The 19,814-nt window shown below is 59.0% G+C and carries 17 protein-coding genes and 1 riboswitch; of the genes, 5 read left to right on the top strand and 12 right to left on the bottom strand.

Translation table 11 applies throughout. From position 1 onward, the window contains the following. Positions 1–104: 104 nt before the first annotated feature. From gcvH to CQ018_RS18805, 6 genes are all read right to left on the bottom strand, one after another. Positions 105–485: a glycine cleavage system protein GcvH gene (gcvH, locus tag CQ018_RS18780; RefSeq protein ID WP_105551544.1), complete on the bottom strand. Its 381-nt coding sequence runs from the start codon at positions 483–485 to the stop codon at positions 105–107. A gap of 98 nt (positions 486–583) precedes the next feature. Next, positions 584–1,696, bottom strand: a complete 1,113-nt coding sequence (gene gcvT / locus CQ018_RS18785; RefSeq protein WP_105551545.1) for a glycine cleavage system aminomethyltransferase GcvT — start codon at positions 1,694–1,696, stop codon at positions 584–586. A gap of 36 nt (positions 1,697–1,732) precedes the next feature. Further along, entirely contained in the window at positions 1,733–4,570 is a 2,838-nt protein-coding gene (gcvP, locus tag CQ018_RS18790) for an aminomethyl-transferring glycine dehydrogenase (protein ID WP_105551546.1), read from the bottom strand. Between the two features lie 173 nt (positions 4,571–4,743). After that, positions 4,744–4,844: riboswitch (glycine riboswitch) on the bottom strand. Positions 4,845–5,189: 345 nt separating this feature from the next. Then, positions 5,190–5,942 (bottom strand): aquaporin Z, encoded by a 753-nt coding sequence (aqpZ, locus tag CQ018_RS18795; protein ID WP_105551547.1) that lies wholly within the window; start codon positions 5,940–5,942, stop codon positions 5,190–5,192. 286 nt (positions 5,943–6,228) lie between these two features. Then, on the bottom strand, positions 6,229–6,978 hold the full coding sequence (locus CQ018_RS18800; protein WP_105551548.1) for a VIT family protein: 750 nt from the start codon (positions 6,976–6,978) through the stop codon (positions 6,229–6,231). 103 nt (positions 6,979–7,081) lie between these two features. Next, positions 7,082–7,876 (bottom strand): SGNH/GDSL hydrolase family protein, encoded by a 795-nt coding sequence (locus CQ018_RS18805; RefSeq protein ID WP_105551590.1) that lies wholly within the window; start codon positions 7,874–7,876, stop codon positions 7,082–7,084. A gap of 108 nt (positions 7,877–7,984) precedes the next feature. Between CQ018_RS18805 and CQ018_RS18810 the strand changes: the two genes are divergently transcribed. After that, positions 7,985–8,299 carry a hypothetical protein gene (locus CQ018_RS18810; protein WP_105551549.1) on the top strand — a complete coding sequence of 105 codons (315 nt, stop codon included), beginning with the start codon at positions 7,985–7,987 and terminating at the stop codon, positions 8,297–8,299. A 94-nt stretch (positions 8,300–8,393) separates the two neighbouring features. Here CQ018_RS18810 and CQ018_RS18815 read toward each other — a convergent pair whose 3' ends face one another. The 3 genes from CQ018_RS18815 to CQ018_RS18825 all read right to left on the bottom strand — a co-directional run bounded on the left by CQ018_RS18815 (position 8,394) and on the right by CQ018_RS18825 (position 11,264). Further along, on the bottom strand, positions 8,394–9,554 hold the full coding sequence (locus CQ018_RS18815; RefSeq protein ID WP_258142749.1) for a serine hydrolase domain-containing protein: 1,161 nt from the start codon (positions 9,552–9,554) through the stop codon (positions 8,394–8,396). An 87-nt stretch (positions 9,555–9,641) separates the two neighbouring features. Continuing rightward, entirely contained in the window at positions 9,642–10,634 is a 993-nt protein-coding gene (locus CQ018_RS18820; protein WP_105551550.1) for an RNase H family protein, read from the bottom strand. An 84-nt stretch (positions 10,635–10,718) separates the two neighbouring features. Continuing rightward, the gene (locus CQ018_RS18825) at positions 10,719–11,264 is read right to left on the bottom strand and encodes a GNAT family N-acetyltransferase (protein ID WP_181150013.1); all 546 of its coding nucleotides are present in this window, start codon (positions 11,262–11,264) and stop codon (positions 10,719–10,721) included. Between CQ018_RS18825 and CQ018_RS18830 the strand changes: the two genes are divergently transcribed. Both CQ018_RS18830 and CQ018_RS18835 read left to right on the top strand, forming a co-directional pair. Continuing rightward, positions 11,263–12,093, top strand: coding sequence for a ubiquinone/menaquinone biosynthesis methyltransferase (locus CQ018_RS18830; protein WP_258142751.1), 831 nt, complete (start codon positions 11,263–11,265; stop codon positions 12,091–12,093). The genes CQ018_RS18825 and CQ018_RS18830 overlap by 2 nt on opposite strands. A gap of 504 nt (positions 12,094–12,597) precedes the next feature. Further along, complete coding sequence (locus CQ018_RS18835; protein WP_105551553.1) at positions 12,598–13,332, top strand: class I SAM-dependent methyltransferase; 735 nt, start codon at positions 12,598–12,600, stop codon at positions 13,330–13,332. Between the two features lie 78 nt (positions 13,333–13,410). Here the strand turns inward: CQ018_RS18835 and CQ018_RS18840 are convergent, their stop codons facing one another. Further along, positions 13,411–14,523, bottom strand: a complete 1,113-nt coding sequence (locus CQ018_RS18840) for a glutathione S-transferase family protein (protein ID WP_105551554.1) — start codon at positions 14,521–14,523, stop codon at positions 13,411–13,413. A 215-nt stretch (positions 14,524–14,738) separates the two neighbouring features. Beyond that, a complete protein-coding gene (locus CQ018_RS18845; protein WP_105551555.1) occupies positions 14,739–15,314 on the bottom strand; it encodes an NADPH-dependent FMN reductase in 576 nt (191 codons plus the stop codon). Between the two features lie 127 nt (positions 15,315–15,441). Here CQ018_RS18845 and CQ018_RS18850 point away from each other — a divergent pair, with 127 nt between their 5' ends. After that, complete coding sequence (locus tag CQ018_RS18850) at positions 15,442–15,909, top strand: MarR family winged helix-turn-helix transcriptional regulator (protein WP_105551556.1); 468 nt, start codon at positions 15,442–15,444, stop codon at positions 15,907–15,909. An 82-nt stretch (positions 15,910–15,991) separates the two neighbouring features. Next, positions 15,992–17,740, top strand: a complete 1,749-nt coding sequence (locus CQ018_RS18855; protein ID WP_105551557.1) for an HNH endonuclease signature motif containing protein — start codon at positions 15,992–15,994, stop codon at positions 17,738–17,740. Between the two features lie 71 nt (positions 17,741–17,811). Here CQ018_RS18855 and CQ018_RS18860 read toward each other — a convergent pair whose 3' ends face one another. Further along, a complete protein-coding gene (locus tag CQ018_RS18860) occupies positions 17,812–19,749 on the bottom strand; it encodes an ABC transporter ATP-binding protein (RefSeq protein WP_105551558.1) in 1,938 nt (645 codons plus the stop codon). Between the last annotated feature and the right edge of the window lie 65 nt (positions 19,750–19,814).

Raw genomic sequence — 19,814 nt, forward strand, 5'->3', positions numbered from 1 at the left:
CTGCTGGCGAGCCAGCTCCGCGTCAATACGCTCGGCGATCTCCGGATCAAGCGTGGAAATATCCTGCGTCAGCGATGCAGGGGCCAGGGATTCGAAGGTAGCGGTCACGCTACATCGCCACCGTTGGCCGAGGCGTACTCTGCCGCAGTAAGCAGCGGGCCTTCCTCGGTCACCTCAACGGTGAACAGCCAGCCGGCGCCGTATGGGTCTTCGTTAAGGATTGCCGGGTTGTCGATGGCGTCCTGGTTGACAGCAACGATGGTGCCGGTGACCGGTGAGTACAAATCGGATACCGACTTGGTGGACTCAACTTCGCCACAGGTTTCGCCTGCGGTCACTGCGTCGCCAACCTCTGGCAGATCAACGTAGACAACGTCGCCCAGTGCATCTGCTGCTACCTGGGTGATGCCGACCTTGGCAGGGGTCGCGTCATCGAGCCACTCGTGCTCGGCGGAGTAACGAAGGGAGGCAAGAACCTTGCTCATGATGATATTTCCTCTCAAAGAATGTGATGGTAAAGCTGTAAAGCCGTGTGGTTGGTGGTGCGCTGAGCAACTAAATGCCTCGCACACCACCAACAACGTTACTTGGCTCGGGTGTAGAACGGCAGCGCGACGACCTCAAAGGCCTCCGGCTTGCCACGCAAATCAACATCGACCTTGGTGCCGATTTCCGCGTGCTGCGGTTCAACATAGGCCAGTGCCACCGGGAAGCCCAGGGTTGGGGACGGCTGACCGGAGGTCACAGCACCAATCTGGGTGCCATCAACCGAGACCGGGTAACCGCCACGACCGGCGCGACGTCCAAGACCCTTCAAGCCGACCAGTACCTTCTTGGCGCCCTCGGCCTTGATGGCCTCCAATGCCGTGCGGCCCACGAAGTCTTCTTCCTTCTTGAAGGAGACGATGGGGCCTAGGTTGGCCTCGAACGGGTTGCCTTCTTCGGAGAGCTCGTTGCCGTACAGCGGCATGCCGGCCTCGAGGCGCAGCGAGTCGCGGCAGGCAAGACCTGCCGGGGTCAACCCGTGGTTTGCGCCGGCCTTCATGAGTGCTTCCCACAGTGCCGGGGCCTGATCGTTGGGCAGGTACAGCTCAAAGCCGTCCTCACCGGTGTAACCGGTACGCGCCAACAACACGTCGAAGCCACCAATGGTTGCCTCGTCCGCTGCGTAGTACGGCATCTCGGAGACAAGTGCCTTGTTTGCATCGTCGGCAAGCTCATGCAGGATGGCCACGGAGTTTGGACCCTGCACGGCAACCAGTGAGGTATCTGCCGAGGCATCGGTGACAACTACGTCAAAGCCAGCCGCACGTTCGGCAAGGGCTGCCGCAACAACCGGTGCGTTACCGGCGTTAGGAACCACCAGGAACTTTTCTTCGCCGCGGCGGTAGGTGATTAGGTCATCAATGATGCCACCTGCTTCGTTGCAGATCACCGAGTACTTGGCGCGGCCGATCTTCATGATCGCCATGTTGCCGGCCAGCGCCGAGTTCAGGAACTTCGCTGCTTCCGGGCCTTCAACCCAGACTTCGCCCATGTGGGAGAGGTCAAAGAGACCAGCGGTCTCGCGTACTGCCTTGTGTTCGGCCAATTCCGAACCGTACTTCAGCGGCATATCCCAGCCACCGAAGTCGGTGAAGGAAGCGCCTAGTTCCGCATGCTGGGCATGCAGGGAGGTTTTCTTCGGGTCGCTCATCAAGCTACCTTTCGTGGGGTAAACGAGTTCTCGGGCTTAGTTTTCGAAGGCTTCGGCCGGTGGGCAGGAGCAGATCAGGTTGCGGTCGCCACCTGCACCATCGATGCGTCCCACGGCCGGGAAGTACTTATCTACGCGCAGTGCCTTCACCGGGAAGGCCGCCTGCTCTACCGTGTACTTGCGATCCCAAGCGGTGTTGACCACTGCCGCAACGGTGTGCGGGGCATTGCGCAGTGGGGATTCTTCGATAGCGAAGTCTCCGGCAAGTACCTGCTCCATTTCGCCGCGGATGGCGATCATGGCTTCGATGAAGCGTTCGATCTCGCCCAGGTCCTCGGACTCTGTTGGCTCAACCATCAGGGTGCCGGCCACCGGGAAAGAAAGAGTTGGGGCGTGGAAGCCGAAGTCGATCAGGCGCTTGGCAACATCCTCGGCTGTCACGCCGGTCTTGTTGGTCAGTTCGCGCAGATCCAGGATGCATTCGTGGGCAACTAGGCCCTTATTACCGGTGAACAGGATCGGGAAGTGCTCGTTCAGTCGGCTCGCGATGTAGTTCGCGGAGAGGATTGCGGTCTTGGTGGCGCTGGTCAATCCGTCGCCACCCATCATCGCAATGTAGGCCCAGGAGATCGGCAGGACGCCTGCCGAACCAAAGAGCGTTGCAACTACCGGGATGCCGTCGCGCACGGTGTAGGTGCCGGTGGCATCGCCCGGAAGGAACGGTACCAGGTGTTCGGCAACTGCAACCGGGCCAACGCCCGGGCCGCCGCCGCCGTGCGGGATGCAGAAGGTCTTGTGCAGGTTCAGGTGCGAGACGTCTCCGCCGAACTTGCCCGGCTGCGCCAGACCAACCAGTGCGTTCATGTTTGCACCGTCGATGTAGACCTGGCCACCTGCTGCGTGAACCTTGTCGCAAACCTCGCGCACATCAGGATCGTACACGCCGTGGGTCGACGGGTAGGTGATCATGATTGCCGCAAGAACATCCTTGTTGGCTTCGATCTTCGCATCAAGGTCGTTGGCGTCGATTGAACCATCGGCCGCGGTCTTGACGACGACGACCTTCATGCCGGCAAGTACTGCCGAGGCAGCGTTGGTGCCGTGTGCCGAGGCCGGGATCAGGCAGACATCGCGGGCGGTGTCCCCATTGGCAAGGTGGTATCCGCGGATGGCCAGCAGACCCGAGTATTCGCCCTGTGAACCGGCGTTTGGCTGCAGTGAGACACCTGCATAGCCGGTGATTTCTGCCAGGCGGCCCTCAAGATCGGTGATCAGCGCGCGCCAACCGGCGGTCTGGTGTTCCGGGGCAAACGGGTGAATGGAGGCGAATTCCGGCCAGGAGATGGATTCCATCTCGGCGGTGGAGTTCAGCTTCATGGTGCATGAGCCCAGCGGGATCATGGTGCGGTCAAGGGCTAGGTCGCGGTCCGAGAGGCGGCGCAGGTAGCGCAGCATCTGGGTTTCTGACTTGATCGAGTTGAAGATCGGGTGGGTCAGGTAATCGCTGGTGCGCAGCAATGCGGCAGGGATTTCAAAGCCCTCGGCCTTGATACCCGCGGCATCGGCACCGAAGACTGCGGCGATGGTTGCCACGTGTGCGGCGGTGGTTGTCTCATCGGTGGAGATACCCACGGTGTCTGCGTTGACGCGGCGCAGGTTAATGCCCGCTTCTTCGGCCTTGGCGATGATCGCAGCAACGTCGACGCCCTTGACCTGGACGGTGTCGAAGAAGGTGTTTGCAACAAGTTCCAGACCTGCAGCGGAAAGCACCGTGGCGATGGTGCGGGCGTGGTTGTGCGTGCGCTGAGCAATGTGCTTCAGGCCGGCCGGACCGTGGTACACGGCGTACATCGAGGCGGTGATGGCCAACAATGCCTGTGCTGTACAGATATTGGAGGTGGCCTTCTCGCGGCGGATGTGCTGCTCACGAGTCTGCAGGGCCAGGCGGTAGGCAGGGGTTCCGGCATCATCCTTGGATACGCCAACCAGGCGGCCCGGAAGAGCGCGCTCAAGACCATTGCGTACTGCTAGGTAGGCGGCGTGCGGGCCACCGAAGAACAGTGGAACACCGAAGCGCTGAGTGTTACCCACGGCGATGTCCGCGCCCTGATCGCCAGGGGCGGTGATCATGGTCAGCGAGAGGATATCGGCGGCAACGGTCACCATCGCACCGCGCTCCTTGGCGGCGGCGATCACGGCAGTGTGGTCAACAACTTCACCGTTGTTGCCCGGCTGCTGCAGCACGATGCCGGAAATTTCACCTTCTGGCAGGCCAGCGGTCAGGTCGGCGATTTCAACCTCGAAGCCCAGGGCTTCGGCGCGGCCCTGGACCACGGAAATGGTCTGCGGGAACAGGTTTGCATCAAGTACGGTCTTGGCGGTGGCCTTGGCCTTGTTGGCACGGCGCATCAGCAAGACGGATTCGGCAACTGCCGATGCTTCATCGAGCATCGAGGCGTTGGCGATCGGCAGACCGGTCAAGTCCATGACCATGGTCTGGAAGTTCAGCAAGGCTTCGAGGCGGCCCTGGGAGATTTCTGGCTGGTACGGGGTGTAAGCGGTGTACCAGGCCGGAGCTTCGAGCACGTTACGCAGGATGACCGGAGGGGTGAAGGTATCTGCGAAACCCTGACCAATCATCTGGGTCTTCATGACGTTCTTGTTAGCCAGCACGCGCAATTCGGCAAGCGCTTCTGCTTCGGTGCGGGCTGAGGGCAGGTTCAGCGGTTCGCTCTGGCGAATATCTGCTGGGACTGCTGTGTCGACGAGTTCGTCGAGGGATGAATAGCCAAGCTGGGTGAGCATGGTGTCAATATCGCTGCCCTGAGGGCCAATATGGCGGGCGACGAATTCAGCGGACGGGGTCACGGTCATGGGGAACTCCATTGGGTCATCGGCGTACGCGCACGCCGAACGAGCTGCAAGTTCCTCTCCGACCCTGTTTCTGTGACCTGAGAGTTTCCGCACCACCCGCTGGAGACGGGAGATTGCTTGCACCTTCGGTGAGCCGCAACGCCTTAGGCGATGTTGCTACTTTCCAGAGTTGCCTCTTCGCGGCGGTACGGGGGCCTGAGAGTTTCCCGGAGAGGAATTGCTCCTACGGCGCCCGACCAACTTACGTTGAGCGGGACTCTCCCGCCGCGTGTCAATGGCTATGCCCCCTGCGAGGCACGCCTTCCATCCTACCGCCGAAGCGTGAGCCAAACAACATGTGGCATTGAATCGCAGATCAGCATGGCAATTTGAAAAAAACTTCTGACCTTTCCCCGCTTCCGATTCCATCGGCCGAAAGGAAATCGAACACCTAGGCGAGATTTTATACTTGGGCTCAACGCGACACTCATGAACGAAGCCATGACTCAGTTCGGTACTCCTTTGGCCGTTTCCCGCACACTGCAGCGTCATCTTCGGGCCTACACGTATAGGGGGCGACTAACCAATATTTTGGTTAGTCGCCCCTCTATACTCGAATGCATTTCAGAACGTGAAAAACCTATACAAGTTCCTCGGTGGCCTTACGGTCCGGGAACAACACGTAGTAGGTGAGACCCGCGATTGCCGCGCCGATCAGTGGTGCCACGAAGAATAGCCACACCTGACCCAAGGCTTCAGGTCCGGCAAACCATGCGACCCCCAATGAACGCGCAGGGTTTACCGAGGTGTTGCTGATTGGAATGGCAACGAGGTGGATCAGGGTCAGTGAAAGACCAATAGCAATCCCGGCAAAACCAGCTGGCGCACGTAGATCCGTGGCCCCCAGAATCACATAGAGGAAGATCGCCGTGAGCACGATTTCGGCCACCAGCACCGAAGCCATTGAGTATCCATCCGGAGAACGCTCGCCATAACCATTTGAGGCGAATCCGGATTCGACGGCGTTGAAGCCATCCTTGCCATTGGCAATAAGGAACAGCACGGCACCGGCAACGGAGGCTGCAATCAGCTGAGTCACGATATAAGGAAGTACAAGCTTCCATTCCACACGCTTGGCAAATGCGGCACCCACGGTTACTGCCGGGTTGAAGTGTCCACCGGAGATGTGGCCAACCGCGTAGACCATCACCATGACCGTGAGACCAAAGGCCAGCGCAACGCCAAGAAATCCGATGCCCATGTTCACTGTCTCATCGGAGAGAACCTTTGCGGCGAAAATAGCCGAACCACAGCCGCCAAATACCAACACGAAGGTGCCCATAAATTCAGCGGAAAGTTTCGCACCGAGTGTTGGTGCATGTATCTCAGACATATAAACCTACCTCCATCGTCGTCGTTGTTTATTGAGCCACAGAGGTTCGTACCACACTCACAAACCCACGTAAACGCATCCTAGGTCAGGGGTGACTCTGGGCGCTAGCTATGAGCACCAATTGATCGGCACCATAGAACAGCGAAATCAGCCTACGACACCTCCCCAACAGGAATCGGAATTCAAACCGAGCCTTCCAAACACGTCACAAATTTGTCGCATGGTGGCACAAAACGTGGCACTACATCTGGTGCTCATACCCATAGTTCAGCACCGCTGCTCGATGCTATAGAACCCCTGAAACACCCAACCACGAACCAATGGCAAAGGTGACGGCGAGCGCCGCTGCCCCACCGATCAGCACCCTGAGCGTAGGCCGTAGCATCGGAGCTCCGCCCAGCCGGGCACCCAACGCCCCGGTAATTCCCAGTGCGATCATCACGGCAATAAAGGTGATGGGGATTTTCAGTGCACCGGGAAGGAACACGGCAGTGGCGAAGGGCAGCGCGGCTCCCACGGAAAAGGCGATGGCGGAGGCGATGGCCGCGTTCCAGGGGTTGAGCACCTCGTCTTGATCGAGTTGTAGCTCGGCATCCAGATGGGCCGCCAGCGCATCATGTTCGGTCAGTTCGCGGGCCACCTGTGCCGCGGTTCTTGGGCTCAGTCCCTTGGCTTCGTAGAGCCCGGTCAGCTCGGCCAGTTCTTCCTGCGGCATGTGCTTGAGCTCTAGACGTTCCTTTTCGATCAGCGCCCGTTGCGAGTCGGCGGAGCTTGAGACCGAGACGTACTCCCCCAGTGCCATGGAGATGGCCCCGCCGATGGCCGCAGCAGCACCCGCGGCTAGAATTGGCCCGTTGGCAGTTGTGGCTCCGGCAACGCCAACCACTACCGCTGCCACCGAGACAATCCCATCATTGGCGCCCAGCACCCCGGCGCGTAGCCAGTTCAGCCGTTCGGCGACTCCCCGATTATGGGGTTCGTTCGCGTGTTTGCCTTGTGTATCCGGTGCCTCGTGGGATTTCTGTTGCCCGTCCATGGTCCCCAGCAAATCATTTCCCGCAGCGTCTTGACTAGATGTGTGGCTGATCTTGCCGATTCAGGCAACGAACCCGAGGCATATCGCGCCGCGGACCCTAGATTTAGGAGGCAAGCCCCTGCAGCGAAATATACTGCGGGTAGCGTGCCGAAAGGTGATCGCCCGATGAGGTGCCGGTGAGCCGACGTTTGATCCACGGTGCCAAGAATTCTTTGGCCCACACGGCATCCGCGCGTGCCTTTTGAATCCTGGATTGCACCACCATCGGTGGCAGCACCGGGTCGGTGATGGCATTGGGCCCCGGGCCGAGGCCAAATCCTTCGCCCAAGACACCAAGCACTTTCTTGGCCATCAGGGTGTGTCCGGCTGCTCCCATGTGTAGCCGGTCGGTGGCCCAATAACGCCAGTCCTGAAATTCGTACCAGTTCCAGTAGTCGGCAACACGTGCACCGTGGCGTTCGGCAATGGCCCGCACCCCCAGGTTGTAGATGGCCGTACGACCGCGGGTTTTTTCAAAGATCGCCGAACCATTTGAATCAAAGCCGGTAAACAGCAGCAGTTGCGCACCGGTGCCGGCCAGCTCGCCGACCATTGCATCGTATTTTTGCAGCAGGTTATCGATATCCACGCGCGGGCGCAAAATATCATTGCCACCCATATACAGGCTGATCAGGCTCGGGTTCATGCGCAGGGCCACGGGCAGCTGCTCGTCGATGATTTGCCCGACCTTCTTCCCGCGGATCGCCAGATTCGCATAACCCCAGTCTGGGTCCTGGCAGAGCTGTTCGGCTACCTTATCTGCCCAGCCGCGGACCTGATTGGGCCGTGTTGGATCAACATCGCCCATTCCTTCGGTGAAGGAGTCGCCAAGAGCCAGGTATCGTTTCGAGAATTCCACGCCCACCAGCCTATCCCGGGACAACCCGGCCTTGCCCCCTAGATGACTCATGGTTTGTACCGGCCTTAGACACAGCCACCGCATAGTCTTGGCGCGCAGGCTCAAAGCATGAAACATCACCTCGGTAAGAATCTCACGCATCAAAACCACCGGTCCACTGAGCTCGAAAACCACTCATACCCCGGCCATCCGGTGTTGGGACACGGTCAAGATCTTGGTCAAGCTGGCCCACACCAGGTTCCGCTAACCCTTAGTGAGGCGACCGATCAGGCAAAGGCTACTGATGAGTACATCATCCCGGTACACATCGTGTTCTTGCATCAGGCCAACACGCGGCGCAGCGCCGAGCCGGCGCAGATCCCCTGGCTAGAGGAACTTCGGGCCGATCAGTATCTCTCAGATTTACCTTCCGAAGTCATCTAAGCGGATTTCTATCCCTGGCTAAGAGCTAAAGTTCTCGAAGAAGGTGCCCCTTTCCCTGCATTCGCACGGATTTCAGTTCCGTCGCGCCAAAGGATTAGCCGCCCAACAGCACCTGGCGGCTCAGTACACTCAGGCGTCCACCGCGCGATCCGGTGCCGCCGGCCTCGGCTCGCGAAGGAATGTAGCCAAAGGCCAATCCGTAGGCCGGATCTGCATAGCCAAGCGAAGCATTAGCCCCATCGTGGCCAAAGGCGCGTGCTGATCCAAAGTCGTTGCCCGCATGCGCTTTCATGAAACCAATGCCAAAGGCATTCTGGTTCCCAGAAGCACGGTCAAAACCATAAACCCGGTCTTGGCTGACCGCGGCGATGGTCTGTGCGGTGAGCAATGGTGCGTGTTCATCACCCGATGCATCAACAAAGCCAGTGGTTACGGCCGCATAGAGCGTTGCTAAGCCATGTGCATTGGCAACCCCACCAATCGCGGCAAGTCCTGCCTCACGTACGGCACGGGTATTTGGCACATCCATCAGTTCGAAGCTCGGACCTTCGGGTCCCACAAACCCGGCGGTGGAATTTAGCGCAAGTCCCAGCGTCGAGTACGGATCGATGAACTGTGCCTCATCCCCGGCGGTGGCCTTGAGCACCGGGCGGAAGCGCTCCTCAAGAGATTCGGGCAACCCCAGGTAAAAATCGATGTCATGCGGGGCACGCATGCGACGCTCAAAAATACTCTGCAACGATTCTTGGGCGGCCCGGCGAGCCAGCTCCTCCATGAAAACACCCATACTCAGTGCGTGATAGGTAAAGATGCCGGGAGCATTCCAAAGCGGCTGAGCCGCAGCCAGAATCCCGGCGGCGAGCTGCGAATCAATGAGCTCTTCTTGGGTGAATCCACCCTCAACTCCGGGCAGGCCACCTTGGTGGCTGAGCAATTGGGCCACGGTCATGGCTTCCTTGCCGGCGGTGGCAAATTCCGGCCAGTATTCGGCCACCGTTGCTTCGAGCTCCAGCACGCCTTCTTGCACCAGCAACGCCATGACTAGCGCTCCTGCACCCTTGGAGCAGGAGAACACCCCCGTCATCGAATCGTCGCTGCAATCATCACCAACATGCATGTCAACAACCAGTTCACCGTGCTGGTAGATGGCCAGCTGGCCCGAATACGTTGGATCGTCTTGAGCGTAGGACGCCAGCAGCTCGGCAACGGGGGCAAAACGTCGGTCAAGGGTCTTGGCATTTATCTGCGTAGTCACCTGCCCCACATTACCTATTCACGTGGGCTCTCGGATGTCTTGCGAACCATTCATGACGGTGTCACACCGTTTATGGCTCCTATGGCACTAGCTGGAGGGGGTTTCTTGCCGGTAGCGCAGCAACCAGCGGCCCTCGATCCGATGCCAGAATGAGGAACACAAAATCACTTGGTGACCCGACTGCAATCTGTAGGCAAGCTGCACCATATTTGCACCCAGCGGGTTAGCGGCAAGCACCTGCAGGCTGCCACCCGGTGGCAGTGCCTGGCCCGCACCGAGTGCCGCAATGATCGTCGATCTGTCGGTCAGTGAGCCATCACGGCTAATCTCCTGGAATTCCGGGTGCAAGAATGCGAGCACCTCACGCACATCACCGCGCACCTCATCGGAAAGTAGTTCGCTTTCAAGTTCAAAGACCATGTGTAGATCGGAGGCCGATGCTTCTGGCTCACGCTGTACCGGAAGCGGGGCCACCGGCGCCTCGGCAATGGTGTGCGGTGGCGCTGCAGCGGGGCTTTGGCCCTGTGCATCCTCGAGCATGGCTAGCGTTTCGCTTTCCACCGGCGTGGAGGATATCTGCGCGCGTTTTGCCGCACGTTCCCCGGCATCGGGTGCGTCTTTGAGTCCCGGCCCGGCATCGGGTTCGCGCCCGGCCTGATACGCGGTGGCGGCCGCTCGAGCTCGGTCATCTGCGGCCTCATTCAGATCATGCCCGGCATGTCCCTTGACCCATTCAAAGCGGTAGTTCCGACCCTTGATGGCTTCATCGATCTCCTTGAGCAGTTCAAGGTTGAGCACGGGTTTTCCATCGGACTTTTTCCAGCCCTTTTTCTTCCAGCCCGGCATCCATTTGGTCACCGAATTGATCACGTATTGCGAATCGCACAGGATGTGTAGCTCTTCATCCTTGCGGTGTGCGGTGGCGCGGAACAGGTCAAGCACCGCCATGAGTTCGCCCATGTTGTTGGTGCCGTGTGCCCAACCACCGGAGGCCCATTGGTTATCGTCGATGTACCAAGCCCATCCGGCCGGGCCTGGGTTTCCGAGTGCTGAACCGTCTGCGGCTGCGGTGATCGTCATATTTCAATCCTGCCACGTGCCCACCGACGCTTTCACATCGCCGCCCACGGCCCCCAAATCTTGCCTCAAGCTTTCTCGCGCTACTCATACCGGTCCGCTCTCGTGCCGCTTCGATTCAAAGAGAAGGGAATCCCGAGCCACACCATCGATCGTTTTGTCGCCTACGAGGTAACCGATCCGATTCAAGCCAAGTTTCTCCAAGACGCGCACCGAAGCACTATTTTCTGGTCGACACGTTGCAACTAGTCGAGTAATCCCCTGTTCTTGGTGTGCCCACCGCATCACGGCTCCCGCTGCTTCGGTGGCAAACCCCCTGCCCCAGGAGTCTTGGCGCAGCACATAACCAATTTCGGCATCACCTTCCCGGCGTACCAGATCGGATTTTTCACGCATCAAGGCGATCGATCCAATGACTTTTCCCGCACGCGAAATGGCAAAGGTCCACGTCATCCGCGGGGTTTCGGTGCTTTCGGTCAAACATTGGGCAAGGAATGCTTGACTCTGAGCAATACTGTTAGGACCCCACTCGGAGAGCGCACACACCAGCGGATCCGAGGCGAATTCGTGCACATCGTTCAGGTCGGTTAGCAGATATTCACGCAAAACTAATCGTTCGGTGCTCAAGTCCATGCGCATTATCATCACACACGCTTCCCGTGGACTTGGCGGTAGGCGGCAAAATTGGTACCGCGGATTCATCCCCAACCCGCCACCTCGCCTAGACTCGAAGTCGAACCCCACCAGCACTCCCACGCAAGAACCGGCGGCAATGCAAAACAAAGATTCCTCAGTCCAGGCCACCTTCAACTCGGTCGCCCGACGCTATGACCTAATCAACCGCCTGATGACCCTGAACTCGCACCAAATCTGGTGCCGCGAGGTCGCCGCCAAGGCCACCTCATTCCCGGGCTCCAGCTACCTTGACCTCGCCACCGGCACCGGTGTCATTGCCCGCGAAATTCGCACCCAGTACCCGGCAGCAAAGATCATTGGCGCCGATTTCTCCGAATCGATGTTGGATCTTGCTCGGCAGATCAATGGCGGGGAGGGCATCGACTGGCAGTTTGCCGATGCCCATGAGCTTCCCTTTGCCGATGAGAGCTTCGATGCGGTGACCCACGGTTACCTGCTGCGCAATGTCAGCGATCTGGATAAGGTGCTTGCCGAACAGTTCCGTGTGCTCAAGCCAGGGGGCATGGTTTCGGCCCTTGAGTCTTCTCCCCCGGCCGGCCCGCTGACCCCGGTGATTCGTTTGGGCATGCGTATCGTGATTCCAACCCTGGGTCAGTTCATTGGTAAGGATCGCCCGTCCTACGAGTACCTGGTTGATTCGACGCTTGGTTTCTTGTCCCCCGATGCGCTGCGTGAGCGTTTCATCAAGGCTGGCTTTGAAGATGTTCAGGTCAAGGCCAAGTACTTGAATACAAATATGATTTGGTCGGCACGTAAGCCCGCCTAGGTTTTTGCCTGCGCCTGCCGAGGTCTTTGCACGGGGCATGATCCAAGGTTTGCGCCGATCGGCTGACGTGCAAAGAACAATCAATAACGCACGATGCTTCGAGGTGGTGGATTACCGTCGGTAATCCACCACCCTTGCTTCACTCGGCATAACTCAGAAGCATTCGGTACAACTCAAAGCTCACGAAAATTGGCGTTCCGAGCCCGGATTCTAGGCAATTTTTAGTTTTCCGCTACATTGCCAAGTCATCCCCCAACGCTTTGCTCCCCGCTGCGCACAGGCCCTTGCAACCACGCGCTCTTCTACACCTAGATGTATTTTCGCGCCCGTCGAAGCTTTTTAAAAAGGTTGATCTAGGCTCGGAAACTCGGTCTTTTCAGCGACCCGATCACGTTCGTCGCTCTGTACGATGCGGCTCTTGCCTTCCTTGCCTATGGGCAGTGATCGTTGCACCGCATCCCAACGTTTGTACAACATTTAGCAAAACTAGTTTAGGCTCGCTTCATGCAGTCCTTCCTCACCCCAGCGCAACACGCAGATCTTTACGACGCGGAAAACACCTGGACGATCGCCGAAGATTTCTTTCTCGAGTTCATTAACCAGCAACCGTCCAGCCGAGTTCTTGACCTTGGGTGTGGCACCGGCCGACTGACCATAGCCCTGGCTCAGGCCGGCCACCAGGTCACCGGACTTGACCCGCATTCCGGTTCGTTGGATGCCGCACGGGCCAAGCCCGGGTCACACGCCGTGCACTGGATCGATGGCACTTCGGCCCAGCTGCCCGATGATGCAACATTTGATGCAGTATTGATGAGCTCCCACGTGGCTCAGGCAATTACCCGCGACGATGAATGGTCCCGAACGCTGGCCGATGTTCAGGCTGCCTTGTGCCCCGGGGGTCGACTGGTCTTCGATTCGCGCGATCCGCAGGCGCGCGTTTGGGAACGCTGGACACCGGGTAGCACGCGTGCTCAGCACACGCTCTCGGATGGAACCGGGGTGCATTTATGGATCGATGCACAGGAACAAGAGCACGGATTGGTAAACATCACCGAACATCGTTTACTGGCCGATGGAAATCGTGAATTTGAAGATGCCGTGCTTGCCTTCCGCAGCGAAGCGACGCTACGGAAGAATCTTGACGCCGCTGGTCTGATAGTCGATGAGGTCTATGGCGGGTGGGCGGGACAACCGGTCGGCGCCGGTCATGGCGAGCTTATAGTCACCGCACACCGCTAACAGTTGCGCAATTGTGTAAGACCATGGGCCTCACCCGATCCTTCGGGTGAGGCCCATGGTCTTTGCCTAAGAGTTCGCCTAGCTCAGCGGGTAGAGCGGGTTGTGTCCGGCCGTCACACGCTCGGAGTCGCGCACCGGTTCCGGTGCGGTGCCTGCGCCCCACGGGTTTGATCCCAGGGATTCGCGGCCGTGCGGTTCAAGCCAGTTCTCCAGCGCCGGTCCCTGGGGCACAATCTGGGTTGGGTTCACATCGGTATGCACCACGTAGTAGTGCTCCTTGATCTGAGCGAAGTCGATGGTGTCCCCAAAACCGGGCAACTGGAAAAGGTCCCGTGCGTAGGCCCAGAGATTTGGCATTTCGGTGAGCTTGTTCCGGTTGGCCTTGAAGTGGCCGTGGTAGACCGCGTCAAAACGTACAAGCGTGGTAAACAAGCGAATGTCGGCCTCGGTGATTGCATCGCCCATTAAGAAACGCTCAGTGGCCAAGCGTTCCTCGAGCCAGTCCATGGCGGCCCAGAGCCGATCGTAGGCTTCCTCATAGGCCTGCTGGGAACCGGCAAAACCGCACCGGTAAACCCCATTATTGATCTCGGTGAAGATGCGCTTATTGACAATTTGCATCTCCTCGAGCTTGTCCGCGGGGAGCAAATCCGGGGCACCAACACGGTGGAAGGCCTTCCACTGGGTGGAGAAATCCAGCGTGATCTGCGGGTAATCGTTGGTCACCACCGCGCCGGTGGGCACCTCAACGATGGCCGGCACGGTAATGCCGCGTGGGTAGTTCGCGAAGCGCTTGAAGTAGTTTTCCTGGATCCGTTCGGTGCCAAGCACCGGATCCACTCCGCCGTCATCAAGGTCGAAGGTCCAGGAGCGCACATCGTGCACTGGCCCCGGGGTGCCCAGCGAGATTGCATCTTCGAGGCCCAGCAGGCGGCGGATAATGATGGTGCGGTTGGCCCACGGGCAGGCGCGTGCGGCAATCAGGCGGTAGCGTCCGGCTTCTACGGGCCAGAGCTGTGCGCCGTCGGCAATCCCTGCATCAACATTGCCGATGGTGCCCTCGGTGGGTCCACCTGTTGCACGGACCTCGTCGGGATGAGCGACGATGCGGTCCTGAATGTAGTTTGTGTCGCGCGTGAATTCGGCACCGGTCACGTAGGCACCGGCGGTGCTATGTTCTTGTTCGCTCATGATCCAACCCTAGATTCGTGTGCTGCAAAGCACCATGGCAATAAAAATGGCCTGCCCGGCGGAACGGCACGGGCAGACCCTTGGGCCATGAACTGTACGCATGGTCAGGGGAGATACCACGCGTTTTTTCACGGCCGTTCAGGTAGTGGCCTCAAGCAACCCCAAGTTTCTTGAGGCCACCACCTGAAGTTTCCCCCTTCGCGAGGGAAAGCTAGTTAGGCCGAAACCAGTGCTGCTTCGCGAACCGACTTCATGGCCGCGGTCCACGGAATCAGCTGATCCAGAACCGGCGCCAGCGATGCTGCCTGCATGTCGGTCGGCTTGAAGACGGAGAAGTTCTCGAAGTCGGTGAACAGGGAGAACATGCCGGTCTTCTGCACGTGTGCAACCTGAAGCTCGGAGAGGATGCCACGCAGGTGCTCCACGGCACGCACGCCGAAGGCCGAACCGTAGGAAACGATGCCGGCTGCCTTGTTGGCGAATTCAACGTTCAGGTAGGACAGCGCGTTGGCCAGCGCCGGTGCCACCGAGTGGTTGTACTCCGGGGTCACGAAGATGAAGCCATCGAATTCGTTGATCTTCGCGGCCCAGGCCTTGGTGTGATCGTTCTGGTAGTTCTGGTAACCGGCCGGGTAAGCCTCGTCCAGAACCGGCAGGTTGAAGTCTGCAATGTCGACGAGTTCGTAGTTTGCATCTCCGCGCAGGTTGGCCTGCTCGAGGACCCACTGGGCCACGCCTGCGTTGTTGCGGCCCGGACGGGTTGAACCGGTGATGATGGCAATCTTGTTCATGCGTGTTCTCCTTGAACTGTGGTGTCACGCCGCAATGTTGCTGACGTGTCAACTAAAACTTGTTGACTCAATCATTGCGTGAAACAATTGACGTGTCAACCAATTATTAAGAATTGTGAGGAGCACCATGTCCGAACCCCTTTGGCTCAGCGCCACAGAACAAGAACTCTGGCTCGAATTCCGCGAATTTCTCTGGGGCTTCCCCAGTGCCATGGACCGCCAACTCAATCACGATGCCGGTCTATCCACCGGCGAATACTCGGTGCTTGCCGCAGTCTCCGAGGCCGATGAAAGCCGCATGCGTTCCGGGGATCTTGCCTGCGCCCTAAAATGGGACCGCTCCCGCGTCTCCCACCTACTACGCCGCATGGAAGCCAAGGGACTCATCTCCCGATGCGCGGCAAGCGGCGATGGCCGCGGTCAAGACATTATGCTCACCGATTCCGGCTGGGAAACCGTTAGGGCCACGGCCCCGGATCACGTGACGTTTGTGCGCGAGACACTCTTCGACTCAATCTCCACCGACGAGCAAGAACAACTACGCACCATTCTTAACAAGATCCGCACTGCAGTAGTGGAGCGCGAACTCTGGTAATCCTCCCGGCCCCCACCCAGAGTTATCCACAAATTCCATCTTCCTCGCCCACCGCCTAGCCATCGTGCCCATACTTGGGGACATGGAAACAACGCGCTTTATCGAGGACGTCGTGGGACAGCACGACCCTCCGGGGCAGTCCCTGACCCCGGACGATAAATTGCGTGCCTTCATCGCCGCCACCCAACTTGCCGAAGACCTCGGCCGATCCATTGCCCACGACACGACCTCCCCGACGCGCGCAGCCCTCTACGCAAGCGCTTTGGAACATCATTCCCAAGCCGTGGAACTTGAGCAACTGCGCGCGGCCCAACTCGCCCAGCAAACCCTGCTTCATGAGCTTGTCCCCGAAGCGCTGAGCGCGATTCGCAGCATTGCAGATCATCCAACCGATTACGTTCACGGCCTCGTCAGCTTGCCGGCGGACCCGCAGATGGCACGCACCGGCCGGCTCGAATTCAAGAGCACCGCCGAGGCACTGCACGGCATGCTGGGCATTAGTTTTTACGATGCCCGAGACCGGCTCCAGGGCGGACGTTCATTACTTCCACACACCAGTGTCACGGGGCAGCCCACGGCTCCTCGTTTCCCCAAACTTGCCAAGCAAATCACCGAAGGTCGGGCACGGGTCAAGGATGTCTGCACGGCCGCCCGCCATCTTGAAAAGCTGCGTCCGACCATCGATGCCCAGCCCGATGCCAAGGATTTAGCCCGACGCGTCGAGGAGAAAGTTGCGGACTCTTTGACGCAGCAGCGGCCCGCCGAGACCAGAAAACTCATCGATGCCATCGGTCAGAAGCTCGAGGACTTGGAAAGCAGCCCAGCTCCGGCCGAAATCCGTGAAAAAACGGGGATCTTCATTACCCGTCGCACCCGCCACTTCACCTACTTGAGTGCATGCATGCTCAATTCCGATGCCGAAATCTTCCTCTCCCACTTCGCACAGTCCGATAACCCACGTACCCTTGCAGGAAATCGCCAGAACCTAACAGATTCTGCCACGCAGCCCGGCGCCGAGCCCACGATTGAAGACCAAAACTCCTTAGCCGCTCCCCCGGATTCGACGACTAGCGGAACGCTTGTTCAGGGCCCCGAAGAAACGCAGGCCCCGGTCACCCCATGGTTTACCGCCGATCCGGCGCTCGCGCTAGATCCAACACCGGCTCATCCGTCGAATGACGATTTCAGTGACGTTGCCCAGGATCAGTTTAATTCCCGTGCCACAGGATGTGACGGACTCACGGCCCCACAACGCCATCTACAGACCTTGATCAACATTATGCGTAGCGCAAACCATCCATATGGCATCAAGAAAAATGGAAAGCTCACCGGCCTACCGGCGGGAAAGCTCTTGGTGATCATCAAATTCGAGGTGCTCATGGGACTTGCTCGGGGTGCTGGCTACACGGCGCACGGACTAGAAATCTCGGCCACCGAATGTAGACGCAGACTCGCCAACGATGGAGTCATCCCCCTAGTTTTGGGTGGTGATGGAGAAATACTTGATCTGGGCCGTGAACGACGGCAGCTCAGTGAAAAACTCAAGCTTGCGGTGCAGGCTCGCGACGGCGGTTGCATCTTTCCGGGGTGTACCGTTCCACCGGAACTCTGCGAATTCAACCACATCGATCAATGGCAACATGGCGGGCGCACCAGCGTGACAACGATCCATATGGCCTGCATCAATCACCACCATATGATCGATAATGGCGAGTTGCGAGTCGTGATTTACCGCGGTTTACCGCATGTGATCCTGCCCAAATATTTGGATCCCGATCAGCTACCGCGTCGAAATAATTATTGGAAGCCACCGGAGCTCACGCTGTTCTGAGCCTGCACACGGAAACGCTCATCGCTCCGGGTGAATCCCCACAACGATGAGCAATCTCTGCTCCGCGACCTTTAGTGCGCGGACTCCAGCGCAGCATCGAACACTTCTTGCTCCCGGGCAGCTATCAATGCGGTGTAGGCGCCATTCGAAGAACGCAACACCGCAGGTTCTCCCCGTTCGATGATGTTCCCGTCCTGCAGAACCACCAATTGGTCCGCATTTTCAACGGTTGAAAGCCGGTGGGCGATCATCAGCGTTGTGCGTCCGTGGGCAAGCTGGTCCAGCGCCTTTTGCACCAGCGCCTCGGTGGTGTTATCGAGTGCGCTTGTAGCCTCATCGAGCAGCAGGATCCGCGGATTGCGCAGGATGGTGCGGGCGATGGCCAGACGTTGCTGCTCACCACCGGAGAACCGATGCCCGCGTGCCCCCACCACGGTATCCAGGGATTCGGGCAGCGCGGCAATCAGGTCCGCAATCTGTGCGCTGGCCAAGGCTTCCCACAAGTGCGCATCGGTGGCCTCGGGGTCGGCAAGCAGCAGATTCTCGCGAATCGATGAGTGGATCAGGTAGGTCTCCTGAGAAACCACACCCACGATTTGGTTCAGGGTCTCGGGCGCCAGTTCACGGATGTCGATGCCGTCGATGGTGATCCGCCCGGAACTTGGATCGTGCAGACGCGGCAGCAACGAACCAAGCGTTGATTTACCGGACCCCGTAGGACCCACGATCGCCGTTGAGCTACCCGGTTCAAGAACCAGGTCGATGCCGTGCAGCACCTCGGTGCCATCGTGGTAGGCAAACCTGACGTCCTCAAATTTCACCAGCCCCTGCACCCGCTGAGCATCGAGCTCATGGGGGTGGGTCGGTGCCTTGATCTCCGGTTCCAAATCCAGGTATTCGAAGATGCGGCTAAACAAGGCCATCGCGGTGACCCACTGAACCCCGACATTCAACAGCCCCATGATGGGACGGAAAATTGCACCCTGTAGCGCGGTAAAGGCAACCAACGTACCAATGGTCATTCCGCCACTGGTCAACGGGAATCCGGCGGCCAGGTAGATAATGGCGGGGATTGCGGCAAAGACGATGCTCATGGTGGCCATGCGCCAGCGTCCCGCCAACTGGCTGCGCAGCTCGAGATCTACCAGGCGGTGCGAGGATGCACCGAAGCGGGCAACATCCCGGCCGGTGGTACCCAGGGTTTTAGCAAGGCGAATTCCGGAGACCGAGAGCCCCTCCTCGATTTGCGTATACATTCCGGCAAGCTCGGCCTGCCGGGCACTGGTAATATCGCGGCGCAGCAATGCCACCTTGCGTGAAAGCCAGATGGCCGGGGGTAGCACGATCAGTGAAAGCAGGCTCATCCGTGGGGAGAGCGCGATCATCGCGATGGCCGTTGCCACCGCGGTTGTCAGGTTTGAGGCCACCGAGGTAGCAGTGGAGGTGACAACCGACTGCATTCCGGCAATGTCGTTGGTCAGGCGTGATTGCACTTCGCCGCTGCGGGTTCGGGTAAAGAAGCCCAGCGATTGGGCCTGCAGGTGGGTAAAGAGTCTGGTGCGCAGCGTGTGCATGACCTTTTGGCCCATTTTGGTCGCCATCCAGGTTTGGACAACCCCGATGGCCGCGCTGGCTGCTGCCACTGCCACCAACCCACCGGAAAGCCAGGCCAGCAGCGCGACGTTCTGGTGTGGCAGCGCATCATCGATAATTGCGCGGATCAAAAATGGTTGGGCCAGTCCGATGATGGATGCTGCGGAGATCAGCAATACGACGATCATGATGGTGATTTTGTGTGGTTTGAATAGTTCGGCAATCCGGGAAAGCTTCACCGGATGGAGTTTGACCTGCCGAATATCCGCGGGATTTTTGCGGGCTACGCGCCCACCGGGTCCGCCGCCGCGTCCCGAATCTGGTGTTTCACTGGCGCCACTGGCACCCGATGATTTAGTGGCCGAGCGGCCTTGGCCCGAGCGGGCTGCGCTGGAAATAGTAGGTGTTCCCGACATGCGCACCACCTTTCTTGGTGGTTGTGGGTGCGGGATTCGCACCTCGTCATTACTGAGGTTACCTC

This window comes from Arthrobacter sp. MYb227 (assembly GCF_002975435.1).
In the GTDB taxonomy this organism is placed as follows: Bacteria; Actinomycetota; Actinomycetes; order Actinomycetales; family Micrococcaceae; genus Paeniglutamicibacter.

What these genes read in the sequence shown, in the direction of transcription:
- gcvH (WP_105551544.1), bottom strand. Translation starts at nt 485, where the DNA reads ATGAGCAAGGTTCTTGCCTCCCTTCGTTACTCCGCCGAGCACGAGTGG.
- gcvT (WP_105551545.1), bottom strand. Translation starts at nt 1,696, where the DNA reads ATGAGCGACCCGAAGAAAACCTCCCTGCATGCCCAGCATGCGGAACTA.
- gcvP (WP_105551546.1), bottom strand. Translation starts at nt 4,570, where the DNA reads ATGACCGTGACCCCGTCCGCTGAATTCGTCGCCCGCCATATTGGCCCT.
- aqpZ (WP_105551547.1), bottom strand. Translation starts at nt 5,942, where the DNA reads ATGTCTGAGATACATGCACCAACACTCGGTGCGAAACTTTCCGCTGAA.
- CQ018_RS18800 (WP_105551548.1), bottom strand. Translation starts at nt 6,978, where the DNA reads ATGGACGGGCAACAGAAATCCCACGAGGCACCGGATACACAAGGCAAA.
- CQ018_RS18810 (WP_105551549.1), top strand. Translation starts at nt 7,985, where the DNA reads ATGAAACATCACCTCGGTAAGAATCTCACGCATCAAAACCACCGGTCC.
- CQ018_RS18820 (WP_105551550.1), bottom strand. Translation starts at nt 10,634, where the DNA reads ATGACGATCACCGCAGCCGCAGACGGTTCAGCACTCGGAAACCCAGGC.
- CQ018_RS18830 (WP_258142751.1), top strand. Translation starts at nt 11,263, where the DNA reads ATGCGCATTATCATCACACACGCTTCCCGTGGACTTGGCGGTAGGCGG.
- CQ018_RS18825 (WP_181150013.1), bottom strand. Translation starts at nt 11,264, where the DNA reads ATGGACTTGAGCACCGAACGATTAGTTTTGCGTGAATATCTGCTAACC.
- CQ018_RS18835 (WP_105551553.1), top strand. Translation starts at nt 12,598, where the DNA reads ATGCAGTCCTTCCTCACCCCAGCGCAACACGCAGATCTTTACGACGCG.
- CQ018_RS18840 (WP_105551554.1), bottom strand. Translation starts at nt 14,523, where the DNA reads ATGAGCGAACAAGAACATAGCACCGCCGGTGCCTACGTGACCGGTGCC.
- CQ018_RS18845 (WP_105551555.1), bottom strand. Translation starts at nt 15,314, where the DNA reads ATGAACAAGATTGCCATCATCACCGGTTCAACCCGTCCGGGCCGCAAC.
- CQ018_RS18850 (WP_105551556.1), top strand. Translation starts at nt 15,442, where the DNA reads ATGTCCGAACCCCTTTGGCTCAGCGCCACAGAACAAGAACTCTGGCTC.
- CQ018_RS18855 (WP_105551557.1), top strand. Translation starts at nt 15,992, where the DNA reads ATGGAAACAACGCGCTTTATCGAGGACGTCGTGGGACAGCACGACCCT.
- CQ018_RS18860 (WP_105551558.1), bottom strand. Translation starts at nt 19,749, where the DNA reads ATGTCGGGAACACCTACTATTTCCAGCGCAGCCCGCTCGGGCCAAGGC.